Annotated in this window: 23 protein-coding genes; 10 read left to right on the top strand and 13 right to left on the bottom strand. The window is 72.2% G+C overall.

Annotated elements, in window-relative coordinates:
- Positions 1–31 precede the first annotated feature (31 nt).
- Positions 32–214 (top strand): hypothetical protein, encoded by a 183-nt coding sequence (locus AB0J80_RS19925; protein WP_364706749.1) that lies wholly within the window; start codon positions 32–34, stop codon positions 212–214.
- Positions 215–222: 8 nt separating this feature from the next.
- On the opposite strand, the gene AB0J80_RS19920 is transcribed toward AB0J80_RS19925, so the two are convergent.
- A complete protein-coding gene (locus tag AB0J80_RS19920; protein WP_364706747.1) occupies positions 223–777 on the bottom strand; it encodes a Uma2 family endonuclease in 555 nt (184 codons plus the stop codon).
- A 234-nt stretch (positions 778–1011) separates the two neighbouring features.
- Here AB0J80_RS19920 and AB0J80_RS19915 point away from each other — a divergent pair, with 234 nt between their 5' ends.
- The 9 genes from AB0J80_RS19915 (at position 1012) to AB0J80_RS19875 (ending at position 11006) form a co-directional block, all read left to right on the top strand.
- Positions 1012–2226: a helix-turn-helix domain-containing protein gene (locus tag AB0J80_RS19915; RefSeq protein WP_364706744.1), complete on the top strand. Its 1215-nt coding sequence runs from the start codon at positions 1012–1014 to the stop codon at positions 2224–2226.
- 79 nt (positions 2227–2305) lie between these two features.
- Positions 2306–3046: a cell shape-determining protein MreB gene (locus AB0J80_RS19910; RefSeq protein ID WP_364706741.1), complete on the top strand. Its 741-nt coding sequence runs from the start codon at positions 2306–2308 to the stop codon at positions 3044–3046.
- Positions 3047–3066: 20 nt separating this feature from the next.
- Complete coding sequence (locus AB0J80_RS19905; protein WP_364706738.1) at positions 3067–3393, top strand: TraR/DksA C4-type zinc finger protein; 327 nt, start codon at positions 3067–3069, stop codon at positions 3391–3393.
- Between the two features lie 243 nt (positions 3394–3636).
- Positions 3637–5223: a DHA2 family efflux MFS transporter permease subunit gene (locus tag AB0J80_RS19900; protein WP_364706736.1), complete on the top strand. Its 1587-nt coding sequence runs from the start codon at positions 3637–3639 to the stop codon at positions 5221–5223.
- On the top strand, positions 5223–6245 hold the full coding sequence (locus tag AB0J80_RS19895; protein ID WP_364706734.1) for an aldo/keto reductase: 1023 nt from the start codon (positions 5223–5225) through the stop codon (positions 6243–6245). Before AB0J80_RS19900 ends, AB0J80_RS19895 begins: the two co-directional genes overlap by 1 nt.
- Before the next feature lie 20 nt (positions 6246–6265).
- Positions 6266–6844 carry a DsbA family protein gene (locus AB0J80_RS19890; RefSeq protein WP_364706733.1) on the top strand — a complete coding sequence of 193 codons (579 nt, stop codon included), beginning with the start codon at positions 6266–6268 and terminating at the stop codon, positions 6842–6844.
- 77 nt (positions 6845–6921) lie between these two features.
- A complete protein-coding gene (locus tag AB0J80_RS19885) occupies positions 6922–7191 on the top strand; it encodes a hypothetical protein (protein WP_364706730.1) in 270 nt (89 codons plus the stop codon).
- Between the two features lie 70 nt (positions 7192–7261).
- Positions 7262–9625 (top strand): excinuclease ABC subunit UvrA, encoded by a 2364-nt coding sequence (locus tag AB0J80_RS19880; protein ID WP_364706728.1) that lies wholly within the window; start codon positions 7262–7264, stop codon positions 9623–9625.
- 85 nt (positions 9626–9710) lie between these two features.
- Complete coding sequence (locus tag AB0J80_RS19875) at positions 9711–11006, top strand: carbohydrate-binding protein (protein ID WP_364706725.1); 1296 nt, start codon at positions 9711–9713, stop codon at positions 11004–11006.
- A gap of 6 nt (positions 11007–11012) precedes the next feature.
- Here the strand turns inward: AB0J80_RS19875 and AB0J80_RS19870 are convergent, their stop codons facing one another.
- The 12 genes from AB0J80_RS19870 to AB0J80_RS19815 form a co-directional block, all read right to left on the bottom strand.
- Entirely contained in the window at positions 11013–14219 is a 3207-nt protein-coding gene (locus tag AB0J80_RS19870; protein ID WP_364706723.1) for a hypothetical protein, read from the bottom strand.
- 57 nt (positions 14220–14276) lie between these two features.
- On the bottom strand, positions 14277–14663 hold the full coding sequence (locus AB0J80_RS19865; RefSeq protein ID WP_364706721.1) for a TIGR03668 family PPOX class F420-dependent oxidoreductase: 387 nt from the start codon (positions 14661–14663) through the stop codon (positions 14277–14279).
- 161 nt (positions 14664–14824) lie between these two features.
- Positions 14825–15472 (bottom strand): hypothetical protein, encoded by a 648-nt coding sequence (locus AB0J80_RS19860; protein WP_364706720.1) that lies wholly within the window; start codon positions 15470–15472, stop codon positions 14825–14827.
- Complete coding sequence (locus AB0J80_RS19855) at positions 15469–16710, bottom strand: hypothetical protein (RefSeq protein ID WP_364706717.1); 1242 nt, start codon at positions 16708–16710, stop codon at positions 15469–15471. Before AB0J80_RS19855 ends, AB0J80_RS19860 begins: the two co-directional genes overlap by 4 nt.
- A gap of 135 nt (positions 16711–16845) precedes the next feature.
- Complete coding sequence (gene leuD, locus AB0J80_RS19850) at positions 16846–17451, bottom strand: 3-isopropylmalate dehydratase small subunit (RefSeq protein WP_364706715.1); 606 nt, start codon at positions 17449–17451, stop codon at positions 16846–16848.
- Positions 17452–17459: 8 nt separating this feature from the next.
- Positions 17460–18839 carry a 3-isopropylmalate dehydratase large subunit gene (gene leuC, locus AB0J80_RS19845; RefSeq protein ID WP_364706712.1) on the bottom strand — a complete coding sequence of 460 codons (1380 nt, stop codon included), beginning with the start codon at positions 18837–18839 and terminating at the stop codon, positions 17460–17462.
- A gap of 106 nt (positions 18840–18945) precedes the next feature.
- Positions 18946–21576: a glucosidase gene (locus AB0J80_RS19840; protein WP_364706709.1), complete on the bottom strand. Its 2631-nt coding sequence runs from the start codon at positions 21574–21576 to the stop codon at positions 18946–18948.
- Between the two features lie 136 nt (positions 21577–21712).
- Positions 21713–22531 (bottom strand): hypothetical protein, encoded by an 819-nt coding sequence (locus tag AB0J80_RS19835; RefSeq protein ID WP_364706707.1) that lies wholly within the window; start codon positions 22529–22531, stop codon positions 21713–21715.
- Positions 22528–23097, bottom strand: coding sequence for a sigma-70 family RNA polymerase sigma factor (locus tag AB0J80_RS19830; RefSeq protein WP_364706704.1), 570 nt, complete (start codon positions 23095–23097; stop codon positions 22528–22530). Before AB0J80_RS19830 ends, AB0J80_RS19835 begins: the two co-directional genes overlap by 4 nt.
- A gap of 31 nt (positions 23098–23128) precedes the next feature.
- Entirely contained in the window at positions 23129–24274 is a 1146-nt protein-coding gene (locus AB0J80_RS19825) for an acyltransferase (protein ID WP_364706702.1), read from the bottom strand.
- 87 nt (positions 24275–24361) lie between these two features.
- Positions 24362–25183 carry a metal-dependent hydrolase gene (locus AB0J80_RS19820; RefSeq protein ID WP_364706701.1) on the bottom strand — a complete coding sequence of 274 codons (822 nt, stop codon included), beginning with the start codon at positions 25181–25183 and terminating at the stop codon, positions 24362–24364.
- Positions 25184–25275: 92 nt separating this feature from the next.
- A complete protein-coding gene (locus tag AB0J80_RS19815) occupies positions 25276–25725 on the bottom strand; it encodes a DUF1707 domain-containing protein (protein ID WP_364706699.1) in 450 nt (149 codons plus the stop codon).
- Positions 25726–25797: the final 72 nt, after the last annotated feature.

The raw sequence follows: 25797 nt of genomic DNA, 5'->3' as shown, positions 1-25797 counted from the left end.
CCGACGTGCCGCGGCGGGCACTGTGCTGACCATGGTGCTACCCGGACCTGACCCCGACATGTACCCGCCGATCGACCCCGGCGAGCCCGTACCCGACGACCCGGGCGAGCTGTCCCCGGACACCCCGGAGACGCTGCCGCCGGCGCCGGTCGAGCCGATGCCGGGCCCGGACGACCCGGGCTCCGTCCCGGCGGGCGAACCCGAGCCGGCCTGACGAAGCCGTCAGACGAGGCCGTGCTCCTCCAGCGCGGTGTTGAGCAGCCACGCGAGCGGCATGGTGGCGCGCACCGCGTACTGGTCTCCGTCCAGGTGGTGCATGGTGACCGTCTGAGCCGAGTCCTGGTCGACCACCCAGTACTGCGGGATTCCCGCGCCGGCGTACTCACGGCGCTTGGTCACGAGATCTGTGCCTTCCGAACCCGGCGACATGATCTCGACCACGAGGAGTACGTCGGTGACCGGGAGCCATACACCGTCGGTCTGGGCCTTCGTCCACACGACCAGATCGGGGATCCGTCCGCCGACTCCGCCCTCGGGCCCTGGGATACGCAGTCCGACGGCCTGTGCGATGCGGTCCGCCGGGAGCCCGCCGGTGGCCAGCCAGACCATCAGGCGGGTCGCGATGATCGCATGGGCGTACCCCGGCGGCGGCATGATGGAGAGGACTCCCTCGGGGCTCATCTCGTACCGGTGGTGTTCGTCCGCCGCCATCATCGCGGTGAGGTCGTCGAGCGTCACGACCGATGGCATCGATCTGCCGACCGTCTCTGCGCTCATGACGGCATCGTACCCGGCCCAGCGGGTGATGACGGATGTCGCAGGTGCCGGACCGCGGCCGGGATTTCCTGCCCTCCCCGGCCGTCCGCCGCGCCGGCCCCCGGCTGACGGCAGCGTCACCGACGGACCCTGCGCCCCCGTCGCCCGTCGGCGCCGCAGCGCTGCCGGTCCGGCACCGTCTCTTTCCGGCGGGCGGGCCGATAACCTGACGGTTCGGCGACGAAGGGGTACGGCGTGGCTGACGATGGCGCGCGCCGGCGCGGACATGCGGCGGATGCCGAGTGGCTGGCCGAGGTGGCGCGGGCCGCCGGTCAGGATGCCGGTGGTGTGCCGGTGGAGCTGCTGGGTGACTATCTGCCGTTGCTCGTCGACGCCGCCGTGTCGGGGCGCCGGCCGAAGCGCAGTGAGCTCGAGGCGGTCAGCCGCCTGGGCCGGCACGCCGCCGAGCAGGGGGTGTCGGCCGGAAAGGCCGTGCAGCTGTACCTGTCTGCCGCCCGGCGGCTGTGGCAGCAGCTTCCGCTGCTGGTGCGGTCCCCCGACAGCGAGGTGGTCCGCGGGGCCGCCGACGCGGTGCTGCAGGTGATCGACGACGCCGTGGCCACGCTGGCGGAGGGTTACGCCGCCGCCCGCCGGGAGCTGGTGCGCCGCGAGGAGACACTGCGCCGGGAGCTGGTCGACGACCTGCTGCGGGGTGACTCGGACCTCGGCGGGCTGGTGCAGCGGGCCGAGCCGTTCGGCCTGGACCTGACCCGCGGGCATCAGGTGGCGCTGGCCGCGCCGAGCCGGCGCCTGCCGGACGCCGGTGCCGCGATCAGCGCGCTCGAGGCGGTGATCTTCGACCGGCTGGGCGACCGGGACGTCCTCGTCGCCACCAAGGAGGGCCTGCTCGTCGTGATCGCGCCGGCCGAGCCGGCCGCGGGCGCCTCGCCGGACCGGCTGGTGCGGGTGGGCGAGCTGATGCACGCCGAGCTGAGCAGGCTGCGTCGCGGCGGGCCGTGGCGCGTCTCGGTGGGCCGGCCGCATCCGGGCCTGTACGGCATCGCGCGGTCCTATGAGGAGGCGCGGGAGGCGCTGACGATGGCGCAGCGGCTGCAGTTCGAGCGGGAGGTCGTCGGCGCGCACGACCTGCTCGTCTACCGGGTGCTGCTGCGGGACCAGCCCGCCATGGTGGACCTGGTGCAGGCGGTCCTGCAGCCGTTGAGCCGCTCCCGGGGCGGGGCCGAGCCGCTGCTGGAGACGCTCGCGGCGTACTTCGACACCGGCGGGGTGGCCACCGAGACGGCCCGGCGGCTGCACGTGTCGGTCCGCACCGTCACCTATCGGCTGGCGCGCGTCCGCAAGCTGACCGGCTACGACCCGGCCGACGCCACCGACCGGTTCACGCTGCATGCGGCCACGCTGGGGGCCAGGGCGCTGAGCTGGCCCCGGCAGCCGCTGCCCTCGGTGTGAGGTTGCCGGACGTCGGCAAGGAGGACGCGAGTTCTTCTCCGGTCCCCGCCACTGCGGCCCGGCTGCTCACCGAAGCACGATGGAAACTCCCACGAAGAAGGGGGTCGTCGTGTTCTCGTCATACCCGGCAGTGGCCGTCGATCTCGGGAGCAACGCCATCGGCCTGTGGGCGGCCCGCCGCGGCACGGTCAGCGGTGACTGCGGCGACGGATCCCTGGTACGGCGTGGCCGCATCGTCGACCCCGAGGGGTGCGAAGCACAGCTGATGCACCTGGTCCGCCGCTACTCCGAGCCGGTGCCCGCCGGGGGCGTCGTGGTGGCGTGCCGGCCGGTGCTCGCCGAGACAGCCGATCAGCTCGTCATGCGCCGAGTCCTGGAGACCGTCTTCGCGCCCGCCCGGCTGGTCCTCATGGACACCGTCCGAGCGGCCGCCATCGGCTCCGGCGCCGCGGCCGGCACCCTGCTCGTGGCCGACGTCGGGGCGCAACTGACCGAGACCGCGCTGCTCGAGCACGGTCGGCTCAGCGCCGGCCGCCGCGCCGACATCGGCACCCGGGACCTCACCCGCGGCGCGACCGTCGATCTGATCAGCGACATCGTCGTACGCCACATCGACGAGCTGCGCGCCGGTCCGCACGCCCGGCAGGTGACCGCCGCACTGGCCCGCGGCATCCTGCTGGTCGGCGACGGCGCTTCCCACGACGATCTCGCCGCGGCGCTGGGCGTACGCGTGCACCGCGCAGCGTCCCCCCGCACGGCCGCGCTCAACGGCGCCGGCCTGGCCGCCATGTCGCTGGCACGCCATCCCGCCCTGCGCTGAAGCCCGCCCGGAGGACATCGATGACCACCGCAACGGAACGACGCGACGGCGAGTCGTGGACCCTGCTGCAGACGATGCTCGAGGAGCAGTTCACGCTGCACACCCACCGGCTCACCGAGCTGACCGTGTCCGCCCGGCTGCCCCGCCGCGGCGGCTACGACGACCGGACCCTCGAGGCGTCCGCGGCGGCAGCCCGGCAGGGCATCGCCGACACCGCCCACGCGCTGCGACGGATGTCGGAGGGCACCTACGGCAGGTGCGAGGAGTGCAGCCGGCCGATCCCCCTCGGCCGCCTGCGCGCCCAGCCGCACGCCCGGTACTGCACACCGTGCCACCGGAGCCGGTAGCCCGGGGGTCTCTCCGAGGCGGCTTTGCGCGTACGGCAAAAGGATTTGCCTTCCCCCCGGACACCGGGCAGGGTGGCCCGCGGAAGTGATCGTGGCCGACGGGGGACGGCGGTGACGCCGTGGTCGCAAACAGACGATCGAGCGCGGCCGTCAGCGCCGAGTTCTCGCCCCCCGGACCACAGCCGATCTTCCAGCCCTGACAATGGCAGGGACCCGTGTGCCGCCCCACCAGGAGATCTCGCTGTGACCAGTCAACCCGAGGCAGCCCCGGGCAAGCTCGACGCTGCCGTCCTCAAGATCGCGGGCGTGGTCGTCCTCGGCGCGATCATGTCGATCCTCGACGTGACCGTCGTGAGTGTCGCCCTCCCCACGTTCCAGACGACGTTCCAGACGTCGTACGCCGTGGTCGCCTGGACCATGACGGGGTACACGCTGGCGCTGGCCACAGTGATCCCGCTCACCGGCTGGGCGGCCGACCGCTTCGGCACTAAGCGGCTCTACATGACCGCGCTGCTGCTGTTCACCCTCGGCTCCGGTCTGTGCGCGACCGCGGACTCGATCGGCGAGCTCATCGGCTACCGGGTGCTGCAGGGTCTCGGCGGCGGCATGCTGATGCCGCTCGGTATGACGATCATGACGCGGGCCGCCGGGCCGGAGCGGATCGGCCGGCTCATGGCGGTGCTCGGCATCCCGATGCTGCTCGGCCCGATCGGCGGTCCCATCCTCGGCGGCTGGCTCATCGACATCGCGAGCTGGAAGTGGATCTTCCTTATCAACCTGCCGATCGGCGCGATCGCCCTCCTCTACTCCGCGTGGGCGCTGCCGAAGGACGCCCCGGAGCCGTCCGAGTCCTTCGACTTCCTCGGCATGCTCATGCTCTCCCCCGGCCTCGCCCTCTTCCTGTTCGGCGTCTCGTCGCTGCCCCAGGAGGAGACGATCACCGCCACCCGGGTGTGGCTGCCCATGCTCGCCGGCGCCCTGCTGGTGATCGGCTTCGTGCTGTACTCGTTCAAGCCGGCGCACCCGCTGCTCGATCTGCGCCTGCTGCGCAACCGCAACCTCTCAGTGGCCTCCATCACCATGGCCGTCTTCATGATCGCTTTCATGGGCGCCGGGCTGCTGTTCCCCAGCTACTTCCTGCAGGTGCGCGGCGAGTCGACCCTGGACGCCGGCCTGCTCATGGCGCCGCAGGGCATCGGCGCCATGATCACCATGCCGATCGCCGGCATGCTCGCCGACCGCATCCCGGTGGGCCGCACGGTGCCGTTCGCGCTGGTCCTCATCGCGGCCGGCTTCTTCGGGTTCACCCAGGTCGGCACGGACACCTCGTACGTCCTGCTGTGCGGCTCGCTGTTCGTGATGGGCCTCGGCATGGGCGGCACGATGATGCCGATCATGACGTCCGCGCTGAAGACCCTCACCCACCACGAGGTGGCGCGCGGCTCCACGCTGCTGAACATCCTGCAGCAGATCGCCGGCTCGGTCGGCTCCGCGCTGATGTCGGTGATCCTGACCAGCAAGCTCAACGAGTCCCCGGCCATCCCGGGCGTCGTCGACCCGCAGACGCACAAGCCGGTCACCGAGGCGGGCCTGGCCATCGCCGTGCAGCAGAACCCCCAGCTGGCTCAGCAGTTCCCGGCCCCGCCCGGCCTGCTGCAGCGCGGCCTGGAGTTCGTGGCCGACTCGTTCGGCACCACGTTCTGGGTCGGCTTCGCCCTGGTGATGGTGACCTTCATCCCGGCGTTCTTCCTGCCGCGCAAGCGCGAACAGTCGCACCTGCTCGACGACCAGAACGGCGAGCGCGCCGCCACTCCGGTCATACTTCATTGATGGAGTACCGCACCCTCGGGCGCAGCGGCTGCGCCGTATCAAGCCTCTGCCTCGGCACCATGACCTTCGGTGCCGAGGCCGCGGAGGACGTCTCCCACGCTCAGCTCGACCGTTTCGCCGAGGCCGGCGGCACGCTGATCGACACCGCCGACGTGTACGCCGCCGGCGAGTCCGAGCGCATCATCGGTCGCTGGTTCGCCGACCGCCCCGCCGACCTGACCGACCGGATGGTGCTGGCCACCAAGGGCCGCTTCGCCATGGCCGGCGACCCGAACGGCCTCGGCCTGTCCGCGCGGCACCTCACCCGGGCCCTCGACGCCTCGCTCACCCGGCTGGGCCTGGACAGTGTGGACCTGTACCAGGCGCACTCGTGGGACCCCGTCACGCCGCTCGAGGAGACCCTGCAGACCCTCGACGGGTTCGTGAAGGCCGGGAAGATCCGCTACTACGGGTTCTCCAACTTCACCGGCTGGCAGCTCACCAAGGCCGTCCACCTCGCCCGCGAGCTGCGGCTCGCCGCTCCGGTCACGCTGCAGCCGCAGTACAGCCTGCTGGTGCGGGAGATCGAGTGGGAGATCGTCCCGGCCGCCCGGGACGCCGGGCTGGGCCTGCTGCCGTGGAGCCCGCTCGGCGGCGGCTGGCTGTCCGGCAAGTACCGGCGGGACCAGCGGCCGTCCGGCGCCACCCGGCTCGGCGAGGACCCGGGCCGCGGCATGGAGGCGTGGGAGCGGCGCGGCACCGACCGCACCTGGGCGATCATCGACGCCGTCCAGCGGGTGGCGGAGGCGCGCGGGGTCTCGATGGCCGAGGTGGCGCTCGCCTGGGTCACCGACCGGCCCGGGGTGACGTCGACGATCCTCGGTGCCCGTACGGTCGAGCAGCTCGAGACCAACCTGCGGGCCGCGGGCCTGCACCTCGACGAGGCGGAGACCGCGGCGCTGGACGCGGCGAGCGACCTGCACGCGCCCGACTACCCGTACGGGACGCTCGGTGTCGACCAGCGCAGCCGCGAGATCGGCTGAGCGCGCATAGGATCGGGGTCATGGAGGCCACCTACTTCTTCGACCCCGCCTGCCCGTTCACCTGGCGCACCTCGCGGTGGCTGGTCGGCGTGGCACCCGAGCGCGGCGTGACCCTGCGCTGGCGCGCGTTCAGCCTGTCGATCCTCAACGGCGACAACGTCCCCGAGCAGTACAAGCCGATGATGGCCGCGTCCAGCAAGGCGCTGCGGCTGGTCGAGGCGCTGCGCGCCGACCACCGCGACGACGACATCGCGACGTTCTACACCGAGCTGGGGACCCGGACGCACGAGGCCGGCGTACCGCTGAGTGATGACGTCGTCGTGCAGGCGGCGGAGGCGGCCGGCATCGCCGACCCGAAGACGGTCCTGGACGACGCGTCCTGGGACGAGGCCGTCCGCGAGTCGCACGAGCTGGCCTTCGGCTCCGCGGGCCCGGACATCGGCTCGCCCGTGCTGATGGTGGAGGGTGCCGCGCGCGGCGTCCACGGCCCGATCATCGGTGAGGTCCCCGGCACCGAGGAGGCGCTCGCGATCTGGGACGCCGTCGTGCCGCTCGCCCGCAGCGCCACGTTCTTCGAAGTGAAGCGGGGCAGGTCCTGACGCCACGTGTTTGACGGCGGGGCGCCCGTGGGTAAAGGGCGTCGCGCCGTCAGCAGTCGTACCGGGGGGAGCCCGTCATGGTCGAGCCGCACGTCACTCTGGACCCGCACAGCCTCGGCCCGGTCGAGGAGAAGCTGCGCGGGCCGTTGGAGGAGCAGCTCACCTCGGCGTTGCAGGCCGCGGCCGACCGGGTCTCCGACGAGTATGCGGGCGAGCCCGTCGACGAGGTCGCCACCGAGCTGCTCGACGAGACGAAGGCGGGACTGCACCGGGACATCGCCGACGGTTTCGTGCCGGACCAGCGGGAGCTGCGCCGGGTGGCGGAGGCGATCGTCCGGGAGTCCTGAGCCGGCGCCACGGCGTGCCGATCACGAATCGAGAAGCGGGGACCGCCGGACCGCCGCTAGCGTGTGCGCCATGGACACGATGAGCGGGGCGCACGTCGCCGACAGCCACGATCTGATCCGGGTGCACGGCGCGCGCGAGAACAACCTCAAGGACGTCAGCGTCGAGCTCCCGAAGCGGCGCCTCACCGTGTTCACGGGGGTCTCCGGATCGGGCAAGAGCTCGCTGGTGTTCGGCACGATCGCCGCGGAGTCGCAGCGGCTGATCAACGAGACCTACAGCGCGTTCGTGCAGGGCTTCATGCCGACGCTCGCGCGGCCGGACGTCGACGTGCTCGAGGGGCTCACCACCGCGATCATCGTCGACCAGGAGCGGATGGGCGCCAACCCCCGCTCGACCGTCGGCACCGCCACCGACGCCAACGCCATGCTGCGCATCCTGTTCAGCCGGCTGGGCAAGCCGCACATCGGCTCCTCCCAGGCGTTCTCGTTCAACGTGGCGTCGATCAGCGGCGCCGGTGCGGTCACCACGGAGCGCGCGGGCCGCACCGTCAAGGAGCGCCGCGAGTTCAGCATCACGGGCGGCATGTGCCCCCGCTGCGAGGGCATGGGCCGGGTCTCCGACATCGACCTCTCCCAGCTGTACGACGACAGCAAGTCCCTCAACGAGGGCGCGCTGACCATCCCCGGCTACAGCATGGACGGCTGGTACGGCCGGATCTTCAGCGGCCTGTTCGACATGGACAAGCCGATCCGCGCCTTCACCAAGCGCGAGCTGAACGACCTGCTCTACAAGGAGCCGACGAAGATCAAGGTCGAGGGCATCAACCTCACGTACGAGGGCCTGATCCCGAAGATCCAGAAGTCGATGCTGTCCAAGGACGTCGACGCGATGCAGCCGCACGTCCGCGCCTTCGTCGAGCGCGTCGTGACCTTCACCGTCTGCCCCGAGTGCGACGGCACCCGGCTCAGCGAGGCGGCTCGCTCCTCCAAGATCAAGGGGATCAGCATCGCCGACGCCTGCGCCATGCAGATCAGCGACCTCGCCGCCTGGGTGCGCAAGCTCAAGGAGCCGTCCGTCGCGCCGCTGCTGGAGAAGCTGCAGCACACCCTCGACTCGTTCGTCGAGATCGGTCTCGGCTACCTGAGCCTGGAACGGCCGTCGGGCACGCTGTCGGGCGGTGAGGCCCAGCGCACCAAGATGATCCGCCACCTCGGGTCGTCGCTCACCGACGTCACGTACGTCTTCGACGAGCCGACGATCGGCCTGCACCCGCATGACATCCAGCGCATGAACAACCTGCTGCTGCAGCTGCGGGACAAGGGCAACACCGTCCTGGTGGTGGAGCACAAGCCGGAGGCGATCGCGATCGCCGACCACGTCGTCGACCTCGGCCCGGGCGCCGGCACTAAGGGCGGCGAGGTGGTGTTCGAGGGCACCGTCGACGGCCTGCGGGCGGCCGGCACTCTCACCGGCCGGCACCTGGACGACCGCGCCTCCCTCAAGCCGTCGGTACGCCCCCCGTCGGGCAAGCTCGAGGTCCGCGGCGCCGCCACCCACAACCTGCGCGACGTCGACGTCGACATCCCGCTCGGCGTCCTCGTGGTGGTGACGGGCGTGGCGGGATCGGGCAAGAGCTCGCTGATCCACGGCTCGGTCTCGGGCCGCGACGGCGTGGTCTCGGTCGACCAGGGCGCGATCAAGGGCTCGCGGCGCAGCAACCCCGCGACGTACACGGGGCTGCTGGACCCCATCCGCAAGGCGTTCGCGAAGGCCAACGGCGTCAAGCCGGCCCTGTTCAGCGCCAACTCGGAGGGCGCCTGCCCCACCTGCAACGGCGCCGGCGTCATCTACACCGACCTGGCGATGATGGCCGGCGTCGCCACCGTCTGCGAGGAGTGCGAGGGCAAACGGTTCCAGGCCTCGGTCCTGGAGTACCGCTTCGGCGGCCGCGACATCAGCGAGGTCCTGGCCATGTCGGTCACCGAGGCCGAGGAGTTCTTCGGTGCCGGCGACGCACGCACCCCGGCGGCCCACACGATCCTGCGCCGCCTTGCCGACGTCGGGCTCGGCTACATCAGCCTGGGCCAGCCCCTCACCACCCTCTCCGGCGGCGAGCGGCAGCGCCTCAAGCTGGCCACCAACATGGCCGGCAGCGGCGGCATCTACGTCCTGGACGAGCCCACCACCGGCCTGCACCTCGCCGACGTGGAGCAGCTCCTCGGCCTGCTCGACCGCCTCGTCGACGCCGGCAAGTCGGTCATCGTCATCGAGCACCACCAGGCCGTCATGGCCCACGCCGACTGGATCATCGACCTGGGCCCGGGCGCCGGCCACGACGGCGGCCGGCTGGTCTTCGAGGGCACCCCCGCGGAGCTGGTCGCCGCCCGCTCCACCCTGACGGCCGAGCACCTCGCGGACTACGTGGGGGCCTGACGTAAAAGATCGACGTATTGACATCCGGGGCTGTGAAGCTTTCTATTAGTTAGCTTAATTAATCATCCCCTGGAGGCGATCCCCCATGCGTCGATCTCGCCTTGCCACCCTCGCCGCCGCGGCCGCCATGACGGCCGGAGCCGGCGGCTTCTTCGCCCTTGCCCCGAACGCCGAGGCCGCCACGGCCTCCCGCATCCCCGCCCACGTGTTCGCCCCGTACTTCGAGGAGTGGACCGGAAACAACATCAACACGCTGTCCCAGGCGTCCGGCAACAACTTCCTCACCCTGGCCTTCCTGCAGACCGCGAACGTCGGATCCTGTACGTCGCTGTGGGGCGGAACGGGCGCCGTCAGCTCCGCCAACCACGGCGCCGAGATCAGCGCCCTCCGGGCCCGCGGCGGCGACGTCATCCCGTCGTACGGCGGCTTCACGGCCGACGACACCGGCACCGAGCTGGCCGACTCCTGCACCGATGTGGACAGCATCGCCGCCGACTTCAAGAAGGTCATCACCACGTACGACGTGACCCGGATCGACCTGGACGTCGAGGTCGGGTCGCTCGCCCGCCTGGACGGCATCGACCGCCGCAACAAGGCGATCAAGAAGGTCGAGGACTGGGCCGCCGCCACCGGCCGGGTCGTGCAGTTCACCTACACCCTGCCGACCACGCCGACCGGCCTCGCGAGCGACGCGCTGCACGTCCTCCAGAACGCGAAGCAGAACAACGCGCGCATCGACATCGTCAATATCATGACGTTCGACTACTACGACAACGTCCAGCACGACATGGCGGCGTCCACCCAGACCGCCGCGACCGGTCTGTTCAACCAGCTCAAGACCCTCTGGCCGGGCAAGACCGACGCCCAGTACTGGGGCATGGTCGGCGTCATCGAGATGAACGGCGTCGACGACTGGGGCAACGACCACCCGGGACAGCTCAACTACGAGACGTTCACCCTGGCCGACGCGACCACGGTGACCAACTGGGCCAAGTCCAAGGGCCTCGGTGCACTGTCGTTCTGGGCACTGCAGCGCGACAACGGCAGCTGCCCGAACCAGGCTCCGGGTGACCGGGACTGCTCCGGTGTCAGCCAGTCGCTCTACCAGTACAGCAAGCTGATGCAGGGCTTCACCTCGGGAGGGCCGTCGACGACCCCGCCGACCACGACCCCCACCACACCGGGCTCGACCCCGCCCACCTCGGAGCCGACGACCACCCCGCCGACCAGTCCGGCCGCGGACGCCTGGGCGCCGGACACGGCGTACTCGGTCGGCCAGGTCGTCACCTACAAGGGCAAGCGGTACCAGTGCCGGCAGGCCCACACCTCGCTGCCCGGCTGGGAGCCGGACACCACTCTGGCCCTCTGGCTGCCGCTGTAGCGGCAACTACGTCATCCGGGTCAGGGCTGCCCTGACCCGGGCGACGTCGCGGCGGCGCCGTTCCAGGGTCGTCGCGAGCCCGACCAGCAGCAGGCCCGCGGCGGCCAGCGGGATCCACCGCGGCAGCAGGTCCCACACCAGGACGGCCTCGTGCAGCGCCACCAGCGCCAGGACGGTGCCGCCCGCCACCACCGGGGCCTGCAGCCGCGCGTGCGTCCCGGCCAGCAGGACCGCGAGCGCCGCCAGCCCGAGCAGCAGCCGGCGCAGCGGCTCGCCCTCGCCGGTCAGCACCGAGGCCAGCGTCGGCAGCAGCGCCGCGGCCAGCGCCGGGCCGTAGGCGGCCCAGCTCGAGACACCCGGCACCGACCTGCGGGTCAGCCCGCCGGCGAGCAGCGCCACACCGGCCGCCGGGATCGTGTACGCCTCCACGACCGCCACCTCCTCGGCGGCGAGCAGCAGCCACCATCCCCCGACCTCCGCCGCCGCAGCCGCGACCACGTGCGCCCGCCGGCCGCCCGCGCCCCGGACCAGGGCCCGCATACCCAGCACGATGCCCCACAGGGTGCAGACGGCGGCCGCGTACCGGACGGAACCGGCGGTGAGCAGCAGTGCCACCAGCGCCCCGCCGTGCGCGGCGGCCTGCAGCACCCGGCTCTCGGCGGGACGCCGCAGCAGCACCCCACCGGCCAGGACCACCGCGGCCGCCGCCAGGACGACGAAGGCCGCACCCTCGACGGGCAGCGCGACCGCCCGTCCCGCCGTGTACGCCGTCACGAACGCCGACCCGGCCGCGGCGAGCCACCCGGCGATGCGAGCGTCGGCAGCCCGTCCGCCGATCCCCGCCACCACACCGGCGACCACCGTCGCGCCGAAGGCCGCCAGCGTGACCGCGTCGGTGGCGAGCGCCCCGGCGAGTCCGGCGCCGACCAGGCCGGCCCCCACGGGCACCGCGGTCATCCAGCGGCGACCCGTTCCGTACAGCGCCGCCGCGACGAGGCCGGCGAGCCCCGTGGTCAGCGCCACCGCCGGAACGCCGGGCCAGGGCAGCCGCAGTGCCGCCGTACCCATGGTCACCGCGACCGCCGCGACGGGCAGCGCGACCCACAGCGCCGTGATCCACCCACGCAGCAACCGTGCGCCGACCGCGGCGGCGACCGCGGCCGTCGCCGTGGCGGCGACGTCGGCCCACACCACCGGCCCGCTCCACCGGCTGCCGGCGTGCACCCACGGGCCGGCGAAGACGGTCAGCAGGCCGCCCGCGACCCCGGCCAGGCAGGCCGCGCCCAGCAGCCCGGACGAGGCCGCCGTCCACCACCCGGTTTCCCGGTCGAGGACCGGCACCGCCGCCGCGGTCAGCAGCAGCGCGACGGCCGCGTAGATCGCCGGCGAGTCCCCCGAGGCGAGTGCACCGAGCGGCGTGGACAGCACGACCACCAGCATCGCGGCGGTGGCCCACCGCCGGTCGCGCCGGATCAGGTGCAGCACCGCCACCAGCGCCGCCGCGGCCGCGAGCACCACCCGGCTCTGCACCACCGGCGACCAGTGCAGCGCCGCCGCGGTCTGCCAGGCACCCGCGGGCAGCGCGGCGAGGCCGGTGGCGAGGGCCGCACCCCCGATCCACCGCGGCCCTCGCCACGCCGTCACCAACGCGATGCCGGCCGCCGCCGCCAGGGTCGCCGCGGCCACCCCGGGCTCCGCGAACGCCACGACGACCGCATGCACCGCCAGCAGCGCCGCGACCCCTGCCGCCCAGCGGCCACCGCGCGCGGCCACGACCAGCGCGGCGACCACCACGACCAGGTCCAGCGCCGGCGCGGTCCACCACGCCAGGCCCAGCCCGGCGGGGGCCGCGAGCGCCAGCACCGTGGCCCCGCCCAGCCCGGCCGCCGCGTACGGCAGCAACGCGACCAGGCCCACGGTGAGCAGGACGATGGCGGCGGGCAGCCGCCAGTCGGCGACACCCGACACCGTCGCCTCGGCGGTCTCGAGCGCGGCCACGAGCACCCCCGGCGCCAGGGCGAGCAGCGCCCCGATCCGCGGACCCCGGCGTACCCGGGCGGGAAGCAGGCGGACCCCCACCGCCACCGTCGCCAGCACCCCGGCGGCCAGCACCGGAGCCAGGCGGCCGCCGCCGGCGACCGCCGCGAAGCGGGCGCCCCCGATCGCGAGCGCGACGACGACCAGCGCGCCGGCGGGATCCTGCGCGGCCCGGACCCCCGACCCGAACGCCCCGGCCAGGACCACCAGCGCCGCGCCGACGAGCGCCGACGCCGCCAGACCGGCCTGCATCGTGGAGCCGGCGACGGCCAGACCGGCCAGCGCGAAGACACCGGAGACGCAGACGGCGACACTGCCGAGCGCGTACGCGGCGAGCCCGACCGGCCCCAGCGAGGACCGCCGCAGGTGAATCACCGCGAGGTCGACGAGGGCGACGGCGCTCATCGTGAACGCCCACCCCGCCGCGTCCGGGTGCAGCGGCGCCACCAGCAGCGGCAGCACCGGCTGGGCCACGACAAGGGCGGCGAAGCGCGGACCCACCAGCCCGGTGACGTGCTCGTATCCGGCGGCGACCGCGGCGGTCACGGCGCACACCGCCCCCGCGTAGCCGAACGCCGAGTAGTTCGCGATGCCGAAGAGATTGACGTACCAGGCCGCGTACCCGTCGAGCAGCACCAGCAGCAACCCGACCGCGGCGAAGGTCTCGGCGGTCGCGGTGAGCCGCCGGCGCAGCGCAGCCAGCGGCGCGGTCAAGGCCGCGACGGTGAGCACCGCGAGCAGCCCGGCCCGGCCCCGCACCCCGAACTGCGACCAGGCCACGGCGGTGAACACGATCGCGGCCACGGCCAGCAGCAGGCCCCCGAGCGTGAACAGGGTGTTCTGCAGGAGCCGCGTCGAGGCCTCGGCGGTCGCCGTGGTCACCGGCGCGGTCATCGCGGGCGCGTGCGCCGGCCGGGGCGCGGCCTTGGCGGCGGCGGCGACGGCGGCCCGCACCCGGGCCGCAGCGGCCTCCCGGCTGGTCCAGGCGCGGCGCAGGGCGCTGTCGGCGGCCGACACGGCCTCCCGGGCGACGGCCAGCCGGGCGGTCAGCACCGGGATCTCCGCGTCCAGGCGCACGACCTCGGCAGCGTCGGCGTCCGGGCCGCGACCACACCCCGGGCAGCCGGTGGCGGAAGAGGCTTCGGTACGGCAGAACGGGCATGGGTACGCGGTCACCGGATGATCCTCGCGGTGACCGGGTGCTCCCCTCCTGAGTCGCCGTACTCAGGAGTACTAGGTGCTCGGCCAGGACTTCCACGAATGCACGGCGATCCGCAGGTACGGGCCCGGCGGCGGCGTGCGGGCGTACTGGGGATAGCGGTCGATGAGGGCGGGCTCGCAGACGTCGGTGACCGTCGCCACGCCGTCCGCGCGGACCCACCACAGCGCCGACCAGTCCTCGTCGTAGTGGTCGGCCAGGACGCTCACCCGTGGCTCGTGCGCGATGTTCGTGAGCCGCTGCAGCTGCCGGTGCCGCTTCGGCTTCGCGTCGACGGCCGTGTGGATGACGTCGCCGACCAGCGCGAACACGATCGGGACCAGGTGCGGCGCGCCGTCGGGGCTGACGGTGGCGAGCCGTGCGACCCGGGCGGTGGCGAACCGATCGCGTGCTTCCGCCATGCCGCGAGTCTACGGCCGGCAGACGGCGGGCCTGACCTTCAGAGGGACCCGCCGTTCCCGGGCGCGGCCACGCTCAGCGGCCGCTGCTCGATCTTCTCGGCTTCTTCAAGGAGCTGCAGCGAGGGTATGCCCGCCCGGCCCTGTCGTAAGGAATATCGGACTCAGGAGTGGAAGCCGTAGGTCGCACGCAGGTGCGTGAGGTACTGCTCCGGACCGCCGTACGCCCGGTCCTGGACGCCCCGCCGCGTGTGGGCGAGCGTGCCGTCGGCGGCCAAGCGCAGGGTGGTGGTGGCGGCCCGTCCCTGAGCAGGGTGGCCGTCGTCGCCGTCGAGGACGTGGACGGCGTCGGGGAACATGCGTCGCGCTTCGGCGGCCGAGGCGGCCGGTGCTTCTCCGGTGCGGTTGGCGCTGCTGACGTGCAGGGTGTCGATGCCGTCGAACATCGGCAGCAACGGCTCCCAGCACCCGCCGAACAGCATCGCGTAGCCGTCGCACACCGCCGGTGCCATCCAGGGCGGCACGTGCCGGACGGGTACGAGCAGGGTCACCAACTCGCTCACCAGCAGGACCCGGGCGCGGTCGACCGCGGCCGCGTCGAGTGCGATGCTCGGCGCCAGCCGGGCCCACAAGGCGTCGGTGGGTGTCCAGGTAGCCACCGGCTGGTGCGCGGGACGCCCCTTCGCCTCGTTCACCGTGGCCGCGGAGACGGCCGCGACGGCGCTGGTCAGGGGAGCCGGGCTGGGCAGGACGACGGCGCGGCCGCCGCGGAGGGCTTCGGCGGCCGCGGCCAGCGCCGGTGCGGTGATCATGCTGCTGCCGGCACCGCTTCCGAACCGGCTCGCATGCCTCTCAGGAACAGCGCCAGATCGTCGTCCGGGATGACGGCTTCGTTGCGCCGGAAAGCCTCCGACTTCACCCACCGCAGGACGGCTGCCGTCTCCGCCCGGTCGAGTTCATATCCGAGCTGCGCGGCGACCGTCCGCACCACCCGGCCGCTGGCCAGGTGGGTCAGCAGCACCTTGGGTTCGACGCCGACCAGCGAGGGTTCGAAAGGCTGGAAGGTTGCCGGCCGGACGAACGGCGTCCCGGTCGAGATCGTGCCGACGCCGGTGCCCACGATCGGCATGGTCACGGTCAGCGGGAGGCCGGTCTCCGCGGAGAACGTACGGGTGATCTCCGGAAGGCGGGTCAGGTCGGGGGCCGTGCCCCAGAGCTCGGCCGGCGTTCCCAGCAGACTGTGCGAACGGTGGGTGAGCACGAACAAGAGCTGCTCGGTGGCGACCATGCCGGCCCGCTCGGCCACGCCGAGCCAGGATGAGGAGACCACCCGTACACCGGCCCGCACGGCCTCGAGCGTGTTCGCCAGCCCCGAGCCCAGATCGTTGTGCAGGTGGGTGGCGAGGACCACGTCGTCGCTCACGGTGGCTTGCAGCCGGCCGAACAGCTCCGCGGCCTGCGGATGCAGCAGGTCGCCGGTGGTGTCGGCGACGATGATCGTGCCGGCGCCCTCGGCGGTCAGCCGGCTGGCGGCGTCCGCCATCTGCGCCACATCGCCGCGGGGAGCGTCCGCGAAGCCGACGTCCACATGGAGGCCGCTGCCGCTGTCGCGGACCGCGTGCACCAGGCTGACCGCCTCCTCCAGCGCCTGGGCGGCCGGTCGGTGCACCATCGCGTCGGCGATCTCGTCGGACGCGGGCACGACGATCATGACCCGGGCATCGGGAGCACCCTGCACAGCGCGGCAGGCCTGCCGGACGTCCTCGAGGGTGGCGCGGCAGACGGCGGCGGCGCTGACCGATCCGGCCGCCTCCATCGCGACGCGGCGGGTGGCCTCGAACTCCTCCTTGCACACCGCGGGGAAGCCGGCGGAGAACACCACGCTGCCCGGGCCCTCGGTGCCGAACATCGCGCCCTGCTGCCGTGCCAGCCGTACCCGGAAGTCCGCGCTCAACAGGGTTTTGCCCTGCGCCCCGTCGCGCGCCGACTCCTCCCACAGCACGATCCGGCCCTGGCGGGCGGATTCCCGAATCCTGTCCGGCGTCTGCACGATACTCACCCTCGAATTCACCGTCCGATATAGATGATCATCGGTAATCGTAGTGACGGACGGACAGGGCGAAAGGCTAACGAAACTACCGGGAACCATTTTCTGCGCGATATTACTGTCGCGCCGTCCGGCGCCTCACGGGGTGATCCTGGCGTGGTCGGATCGGGGCAGCAATGCCCGGCGGCGGCGCTCGTAGCCGGCGATGTCGTCGGCGTACCGCAGCGTGACGCCGATCTGGTCCACGCCGGCGAGCAGCCGTTCCCGGACGGCGTCGTCCAGGTCGAACGACCATTGCCGATCGCCGGTTCGCACCTCACGATCCTGCAGGTCGACGCTCACCGGGTGGGTGGGCCGGTCGTCGAGGAGCCGGCACAGCTCCTCGACGACGTCCGCGGGCAGCGTCAGGGTGAGCAGTCCGGCCAGCAGCGAGTTGGCCCGGAAGATGTCGCCGAAACGCGGAGCGATCACGGCCCGGAATCCGAAGCTCTGCAAAGCCCAGACCGCGTGCTCGCGGGAGGAGCCACAGCCGAAGTTCTCGCCCGCGACCAGGATCGTGGCACGCGTCCACGGCTCACGGTTGAGGATGAAATGCGGGTCGGCGCGCCAGTCGGCGAACAAGGCGTCCCGGTAGCCCTCGCGGCTGTGACCGCTGCAGAACCGGGCCGGGATGATCTGGTCGGTGTCGACGTCGCTGCGGCGCAGCGGTGCCGCGACGCCGGTGTGCACAGTGAACTGCCGCATCGGATGCCTCACAGGTCCCCGGGAGCTGTCAGGCGCCCGGTCACGGCGCTTGCGGCGGCCACGGCCGGGGAGACCAGGTGGGTCCGCGAGGCCGGCCCCTGTCGTCCCTCGAAGTTCCGGTTACTGGTCGAGGCGGACCGGGTGCCGGGGTCGAGCCGGTCCGCCCCCAACGAGACACACATGGAGCAGCCCGCCGCCGCGCGGAACTCGGCGCCCGCAGCTTCGAAGATCCGATCCAGGCCCTCCTCGACGGCCCGCGAGCGCACCTGCATCGACCCGGGCACGACCACCATCCGTACGCCGTGGCTGACGCGGCGCCCGGTCAGCACCTGGGCCGCCGCGCGCAGATCCTCGATGCGCCCGTTGGTGCACGAGCCGACGAACACCACATCCACCTCGAGGTCGCGCATCCGGGTGCCGGGCTTCAGACCCATGTACCGCAGCGCCCGTTCGGCCGCGCGGCGCCGGGCCGGATCGGGGAAGTCGTCCGGCGCCGGCACCTCGCCGTCGAGCGGGACGCTCTGGCCGGGATTGGTCCCCCAGGACACGTACGGGCTCAGCGCGCCCGCGTCCACGACGACTTCCTTGTCGTACACGGCGTCGTCATCGCTGCGCAGGTCCCGCCAGTGATCGAGCTCCGCCGCCGGTTCGTGTCCCAGATAGGCGAACGTCACCTCGTCCGGGGCCACCAGGCCCGCCGGCGAACCGAACTCCACGGACATGTTGCAGAGGGTCATGCGGCCCTCCATGGACAGGGCGCGTACGGCCGAACCGCGGTACTCGACGATGTGCCCCTGGCCGCCGGTCGTGCCCTCGCGCGCGATCAGTGCCAGGGCGAGGTCCTTGGCCGTGACGCCGGGCGGCAGCGTGCCGTCCACCGTGACCACCAGGTCCCGCGGGCGGCGCTTGACCAGCGTCTGTGTGGCCAGGACGTGCTCCACCTGGCTGGTGCCGATGCCGAAGGCGAGGGTGCCGAAAGCGCCCAGCGTCGTGGTGTGCGAGTCGGCGCAGACGATCGTCATTCCGGGCTGCACCAAGCCCAGCTCCGGCGCGATGACGGTGTAGATGCCCTGACCCGGGTGACCGAGCCGGTAGAACGGGATGCCGAACTCGGCGCAGTTGTCGCGCATCAGACGACGCTGCAGGCGGCGCGCCGGGTCGGGGTCGAACCAGTCGACGGCCAGCGTCGGGGTGCTGTGGTCCTCGGTGCCGACGGTGAGCTCGGGCCGCCGTACCGTGCGGCCGGCGGCGCGCAGGCCGTCGAACGCCTGGGGGGTGGTGACCTCGTGCAGCAGGTGCATGTCGATGTAGAGAAGGTCCTCGCCGCCGGGAATCGTTCGGACCACGTGCGACCGCCAGACCTTGGCTGCCAGGGTTCCGTGTGCCATGGCGAGGGACGCTAACGCGGGGCATCGATGCCAAGCACTGTTCTCCGGGGAGAAATGCCCGAGTGACCGGCCTTTCGAGGGCTGGTCCAGCCTCGAAGGGCAGCGGTCATTCCTCGGGGCGGCGGTGCAGGTCCAGGATCAGGTCGACCACCAGCGCGGTCCATCCCGTCTGGTGCCATGCGCCGAGGCCCGCGCCGTTGTCGCCGTGGAAGTACTCCGGGAACACGACGAGGTCCTTCCAGTCCGGGTGGTTCTGGAAGAGCTCGCTGGCGCCGTAGATCGGGCGGCGGCCCCACGAGTCCGGGACGAACAGCGAGATCAGGCGGCGGGACAGGTCGTCGGCCACCGCGCTCAGCGGCACCTTCGTCTGCGCGCCGGTCGGGTACTCGACCAGCATGTCGTCGCCGAAGAAGGCCGCGAACTCGCGCAGGGCCTCGATGAGCAGGTAGTTGACCGGCATCCAGACCGGGCCACGCCAGTTCGAGTTGCCGCCGAAGAGCCCGCTCGTGCTCTCCGCCGGCTCGTAGCCGACCGTGAAGTCGGAGCCGCCCAGCGACACCGTGAAGGGTTTCTCCAGGTGCGCCCGCGAGAGCGTTCTGAGCCCGTACGGGGAGAGGAACTCCTCCGGATCGAGCATCCGGGCCAGAATACGCACCAGCTGGTCCTGCCCCACCATCGACAGCAGGCGCTGCTGCCGGCCGTCCGGCGAGAGCCGGCGGGCGCTGATCACGTCGGCGTAGTCGGGCTGGTTGGCCAGCAGCCAGCGCAGCCGGGCGCCCAGGTCCGGCAGGCGATTCATCGTGGCGGCGGTCAGCCGGGTGGTGGCCGCGAGCGGCAGCAGCCCGACGATCGAGCGGGCCTTGAGCGGCATCTTGTGGCCGTCCGGCAGGCGCAGCACGTCGTAGAAGAAGCAGTCCTCGTCGTCCCAGAGCCCCTGCCGGTACGCCGCCTCCGCGATGTACGCGAAATGCTCGAAGAACTTCGTCGCCATGTCCTCGTACGTGCGGTCGTGCAGGGCGAGGCGGATCGACATGTCGAGCAGGTTGAGCGCGTACATGGCCATCCAGCCGGTGCCGTCCGACTGCTCGAGGACACCGGCCACCGGCAACGCCGCCGAGCGGTCGAACGGGCCGACGTTGTCCAGGCCGAGGAAGCCGCCCTCGAAGACGTTGTAGCCGCCGACGTCCTTGCGGTTGACCCACCACGTGAAGTTCAGCAGCAGCTTGTGCACGACCCGCGCGAGGAAGTCGTGGTCCCGCCCGCCGTCGATCTCGAAGACCCGCAGCGCCGCCCACGCGTGCACCGGCGGGTTCACGTCACCGAACGCCCACTCGTACGCGGGAATCTGGCCGTTGGGGTGCATGTACCACTCGCGGAGCAACAGCAGCAGCTGGGCCTTGGCGAACCCCGGATCGACGCGGGCGATGGAGACGCAGTGGAACGCCAGGTCCCACGCCGCGTACCAGGGATACTCCCAAGGGTCCGGCATGGAGATGACGTCGAAGCTGTTCATGTGCCACCAGGCGTTGTTCCGCCCGTAACGCCGCCCCGGCGGCGGAGGCGCCGACCCGGGATCGCCGTGCAGCCACTGCTTGACGTCGAAGTGGTAGAACTGCTTGCCCCACATCAGCCCGGCGATGCCCTGCCGTGCGACGGCCGCTTCCTCAGCGGACGCCGCCGCGGGAATGAGGTCGGCGAAGAACGCATCCGCCTCGGCCCGGCGCGCCTCGACCACCGACGCGAAGCCCTCCCCCAGGTCGGGGTCGACGGGCCCGTCGGTCTCGGTCAGCCGCAGCCGGATCTGCCGGCTCTCCCCCGGCCCGAGAGTGACCTGGTAGTGCAGGGAACCCTTCGTGCCGGTCCCCGCCGGGTTGACGGTGGGCGCGCCGGCCACCAGGAAGTCGTTGATGCCGTCCTTGGGGAACATGCTGGTCCCCGGCAGCCCCCAGAGCCGCTGCGAGTTGGTCTCGTTGTCGCACATCAGCGCCGGCGGTTCGCCCTCCCCGGCCAGCGTCAGATGCCCGAGGCTGCGGTGCTCCCCCGTGATCCGCCCGGGCTCCCCGGTCAGGACCGGCACGACGCGGTTGGGCAACCCCCACGACCAGGTGTTGCGGAACCACAACGTGGGCAGCACGTGCAGGGTCGCCTCATCGGGCCCGCGGTTGGCGACGGTGATGACGACACACAGGTCCCTCGGCGAGGCCTTGGCGTAGTCGACGGTCACCGCCCAGAACCGGTCGTCGTCGAAGACCCCGGTGTCGACCAGCTCGTACTCGGGCTCCTCCCGCGAGCGCCGGCCGTTGACCGCGACCAGCTGGTCGTACGGGAAAGCGCCCTGAGGGTAGTGGTAGCGCCAGCTCATCCACGAATGCGTGGGCGTGGAGTCCTGATACCACCAGTACTCCTTGACGTCCTCGCCGTGGTTGCCGCCGTCACCGCCGAGGCCGAACATCCGCTCCTTGAGAATCGGATCCTCGCCGTTCCACAGCGCCAGCGCGAAACAGAACGTCTGCCGGTCGTCGCAGACCCCCGCCATCCCGTCGTCGTTCCACCGGTACGCCCGCGACCGCGCATGATCGTGCGGAAAGTAGTCCCACGCGGTGCCGTGCTCGCTGTAGTCCTCCCGCACGGTGCCCCACGCCCGTTCGGCCAGGTAGGGCCCCCAGGCTCGCCACGGCTGCTCCCCGGAGTCCGCCTGCGCCAGGCGCCCGCGCTCCGCCGCCACGCCGTCGCTCACCCCCACACCTCGACCTTCGTCCCCGCCCGGCCTCTCCTGAGACTGTTGCGCCCGATGGTACGAACACTAACCGAAGGTGTCGCTGTGGTGATCGACTACCGCAACCGGCCTCCCGGGCACGGGAGCGTCGCCGGCCTCAGTTGGTCCGGGGGGCCTCGTACAGATCGCGGGCGGACAGGTCCGCGACCGTGCCGCCGCCGGCCAGGCGCAATGTCAGCGTTGTGGTGTCGGTGTCCCCGGCCGGTTCCGGATACCAGGCCAGGAAGTAGCCGTCTTCCACGGTGGCGTGCACCGTGCGGCTGTGGTCGCCGGCGGCGGCGCGCACGGTGATGTCGACGCCGACGACCTGGGAGCCGACGTGCCCGGCGATCAGCCGGCAATCGCCCTCCTGGGTGCGCAGCTGCGGCCAGCTCTGCATCTCCACGCCGGTGGCGCCCAGCGCCGCGGCGGTGACCGGGTCCGCCATGAAGCTGGCGTCGCGCATCGCGCCGTCGTGGTCGCGGAAACACAGGGCGGTCCACGCGGGGGTCACCACGCTGACGGACGCGTAGTCGCCACGCTTCTCGCCGTGCACGACGCGGCCGGCGGGGTCGGCCTCGGGGTACCCGTATTCGGTGTTGACCTGCGCGACGCAGCGGTCGGCGAGCCCGTCGAGGTCGGCCGCGGCGAGCGGGCTCGGCTGCGGGGTCCACGACGCGTACGCGGCGCGGTCTCCCAGGTGCGGCACGGTGAGCGCGGCGACGGCGGCAGCGGCAGCGGCCAGAGCGGCGAACACGGCACGGGGCCGCGTGAGAATCCGGGTGGCCGGCCGGGCCGCCCGCCGTGCGGCGGTGTCGGCGGGGGCGTGCTGCGGTGGCGCGGCGACGATGCGGTCGAGCAGGGCCTGCGCCGGCGGCTGCGCCACGCGTGCGGGCACCGGTTCGGCGGCGGCCCGGAGCACTTCATCGATGTTCATCTGCTGGTTCCGATCTCGGTGGCCGGGGTGGGGTGGGCGGTGGGGACAGCGGGGTTCCGCGGGTGGGGCTGCAGGTGGTGGCGCAGCCGCCGGCGGGCGCGCAGCAGCCGCAGGCTGAACGCGGCGCGGGAGATGCCCAGCACCCGGGCGGCCTGCGGCCCGGTGAGGTCCTCGAAGACGGTGAGGGTGAGAACCTGCTGGTCATCGGGAGACAGCCGCTGCCAGGCCCGGATCAGATCGACCCGGGCCGCGACACCGTCAGCCTCCCCGGCGGAGGGTGTGGCCGGCTCCCGCAGGATCCGCAGCGCCAGGCTCTGCTGCCGGTTGTCGCTGCGGTGCCGGTTGCGCAGCATGTTGTGGGCGACCGTGAACAGCCACGCTCGCGCGTCGTCGTGCCGGGCGGGCACGTCGGCGAAGCGGCGCCACGCGGTGACGAAGACCTCGGCCACGACGTCGTCGGCGACCGCGAGGTGCACCCGGCGCTCGACGAAACAGAGCAGATCGTCGTAGGTCGCCTGATACAGCTCGCGGAAGGCGGCCTCGGGATCTGCTGATGCGCTGTTCATACCCGTCCCATGTCCGGCACGGCACCCACCGCTACACCCCGATCCTGCCGGCGAGACGCCCGGTGCCGATCCATCGTCTCAGCAGCGGGGCCAGAGGGCGCTCGACCAGGCGGTGCACCAGCCACGCGGCCGTCAGCAGGATCGCCACGGCACCGGCGATCAGCACCCACGCGGGCAGCTCGGTGTGGGCCTGCGCGGTACGGATGAGGCTGTAACCGATGCGCTGGTGCAGCAGGTAGAACGGATAGGTCAACGCGCCGGCGGTACCCAGCCACCGCCAGTCGAGCCGGTCCGTGACACCCAGAGCGATCGCCAGCAGCACCCCGTACGCGCCCGTGATCAGCACCAGCGCGGGCCAGACCGGGACCACGAAGCCCGGTTTGAGGTCCAACGTCCGCACCTCCACGTGCTGCAGACTGACCAGCCAGCAACAGGCCAGCAGCACCCACGACCACCGGTCGTGACGCGAGCGGCGCAGCAGGAGCATCGTCATCCCGGCGACGAAATACGGTGCGAAGTCCGGCATGACGACCTCCCGCAACGGCGCCCCCGGGAACAGGGGCAGGACGACGGCCGCGGCGAGCCATGCCGTACCGAACACCCGCACCCGCCGGTCGGTCAGCCCTGTACCGACCAGGAACATCATGATCAGGTAGAACCGCAACTCCACCCACAGCGTCCAGTACACGGTGTCGACCAGCGGCGTGTTGAGCGGCTCGGCCAGCATGCTCAGGTTGACCACCACTTCGCCCAGGCTCGGCGTGCCGGAGACAGGCACCCCGACGGTCACCGGCAGCACCGTGATGACGACAGCGGTGAGGACCACACCCACCCAGAACGCGGGATACAACCGCGCCACCCGCGACGCCGCGAAGCTGCGCACCGACCGCCCCCAGGCACTCATGCAGATCACGAAACCGCTGATCAGGAAGAAGACCTCGACGCCGAGGAAACCGTAGATCAGCACCGGCGCGGCGTGCGGCAGGTGCTGCGCGGGCGGACGCACACCGTCAAGCCGCCACGAGTCACCGAAGTGGTACCCGGCGACCGCCAGCGCGCACACCAGCCGCAACCCGTCAAGCGCGAGCAGACGCGGCGGCCGGCTCGAGCCGGCGCCGCTAGTGGCGGTGCCGGTGGGCTTTGCTACGACCGGGACGTTTTCGGTGGCCAGCGCCATGAGCATGCTCCGTCTCCGGATGCGAACGCATCCAGGACGTACATGTCCGGCACCCATCCATCGACTACCACCCGGAACGGGAGCCCGCTAGCCGTCCGCCCATTTCTCCAGGTCGAGGTTCTGAAGGACGTGCGGCGCGAACATGCCCAGGACCGCCAGCACCGCCACCACCGTGAACAAAGAGCGCAGCACCAGCGTCTCGCCCTTGCCGCCCACCTTGACCGCCATCCCGTTGGGAACACCGACCATGCGCCACATGCGGCGGCCGGTGGGGATGGGCCAGAGGATCGGGACGCCGTTCTTGGTGATCATGTCGCCGAAGAGGTGGACCACGCAGCCGACCGCCACCGCGAAGCCCAGCATCGGGTAGCCGCGGTCGCCCGGCAGGTTCGCTCCCGTGCCCCAGGCGATGACGCCGGCGGCAAGGGTGACGATGACCCAGCCGGCGCGTTCCGCCCACTCGTCGAAGAGGCCGCGCAGCGCCAGGCCGGCCATGAAGAAGACGATGGCGACGACCGCCCATTTCCCGTACGCGGCGCAGGCGGTCGTCGTGCCCCAGCCGACCAGGCCGGCGAACGGCAGGGTGTGGGTGAACGTGCGGTGCCCGTTGTTCCTGCGGGGGTCGCGGCTCAGCTTCGTCGCCGTGTACACGCCCAGCGAGATCTTCTCGACCACCTCGGCGACGAACAGGGAGAACACGCCGAAGGTGCGGGCCACCGTGGCGCCGCCCTGGTTGCGGGTCACCTTGCCGGACAGGTCCAGGTCGGGCAGCAGCGCGCCGCCCGCGCAGACCGTGGCGCCGACCGCGACGGCCAGGGGGCTCTGGGCGTACCCGGCGAAGTGGTCCAGGGCCCAGCTGCCGGCCAGCCAGACCGACGCGCCCGACAGTGCGTGCGACGGACCCATCATGGTCGTGCCCACCCCTCCCCGTAGGCGGATTACTGTCGCATCGCGGGAGGGGGTGGGCAACGACCGCCACGTCTACAGTGGAGTGGGCATGATCACCGATAGTCGGGCGCGTTCCAGGGGGCGACGTGCCGGCGGTAGTAGTGGTTGCGGGCCTCTGCGCCGTAGCGGGCGTGCCGCATCAGGCCGATGACCAGGAACGCGAGCGGGATCGCCGGCCAGAAGAAGTGCGCGCCGGAGAGCGCCCACAACCCGACCAGCACCGTTGCCAGGACGGCCACGAAGCCGGCGTGGCGGCGCACGCCCCGGCGTGTCGCGGCGCGGGCCTGCGGCGTCTCGGCCAGCGCGCGGCGGCCGCCGTCGGGCAGGTCGGCGGTGAGCGGCGCCAGCTCGTCGCGGTACTTGGCCGCGTACACCTGTCCGAGTCTTTCCTCACCCTCCTCGAGGGTGAGGCGCCCCTCGGTCATCGCGGCCCGCAGGATGGCCGCGACCTGCTCGCGCTCGGCGTCGGAGGTGCGGAGCCGGGCGGCGTCGTTGGGATACATGGTCTCCTCCTGGAGAGTCGCGGGTGCTGCATTCCAGGGTGGGCGCGCCGGCGCCGGGCCGCGTCGGTCCTG

It is taken from the genome of Actinoplanes sp. NPDC049548, assembly GCF_040676695.1.
Classification (GTDB): Bacteria; Actinomycetota; Actinomycetes; order Mycobacteriales; family Micromonosporaceae; genus Actinoplanes.
The sequence above is the reverse complement of the archived record's forward strand: the minus strand, read 5'-3'. Positions and strand labels throughout refer to the sequence as shown.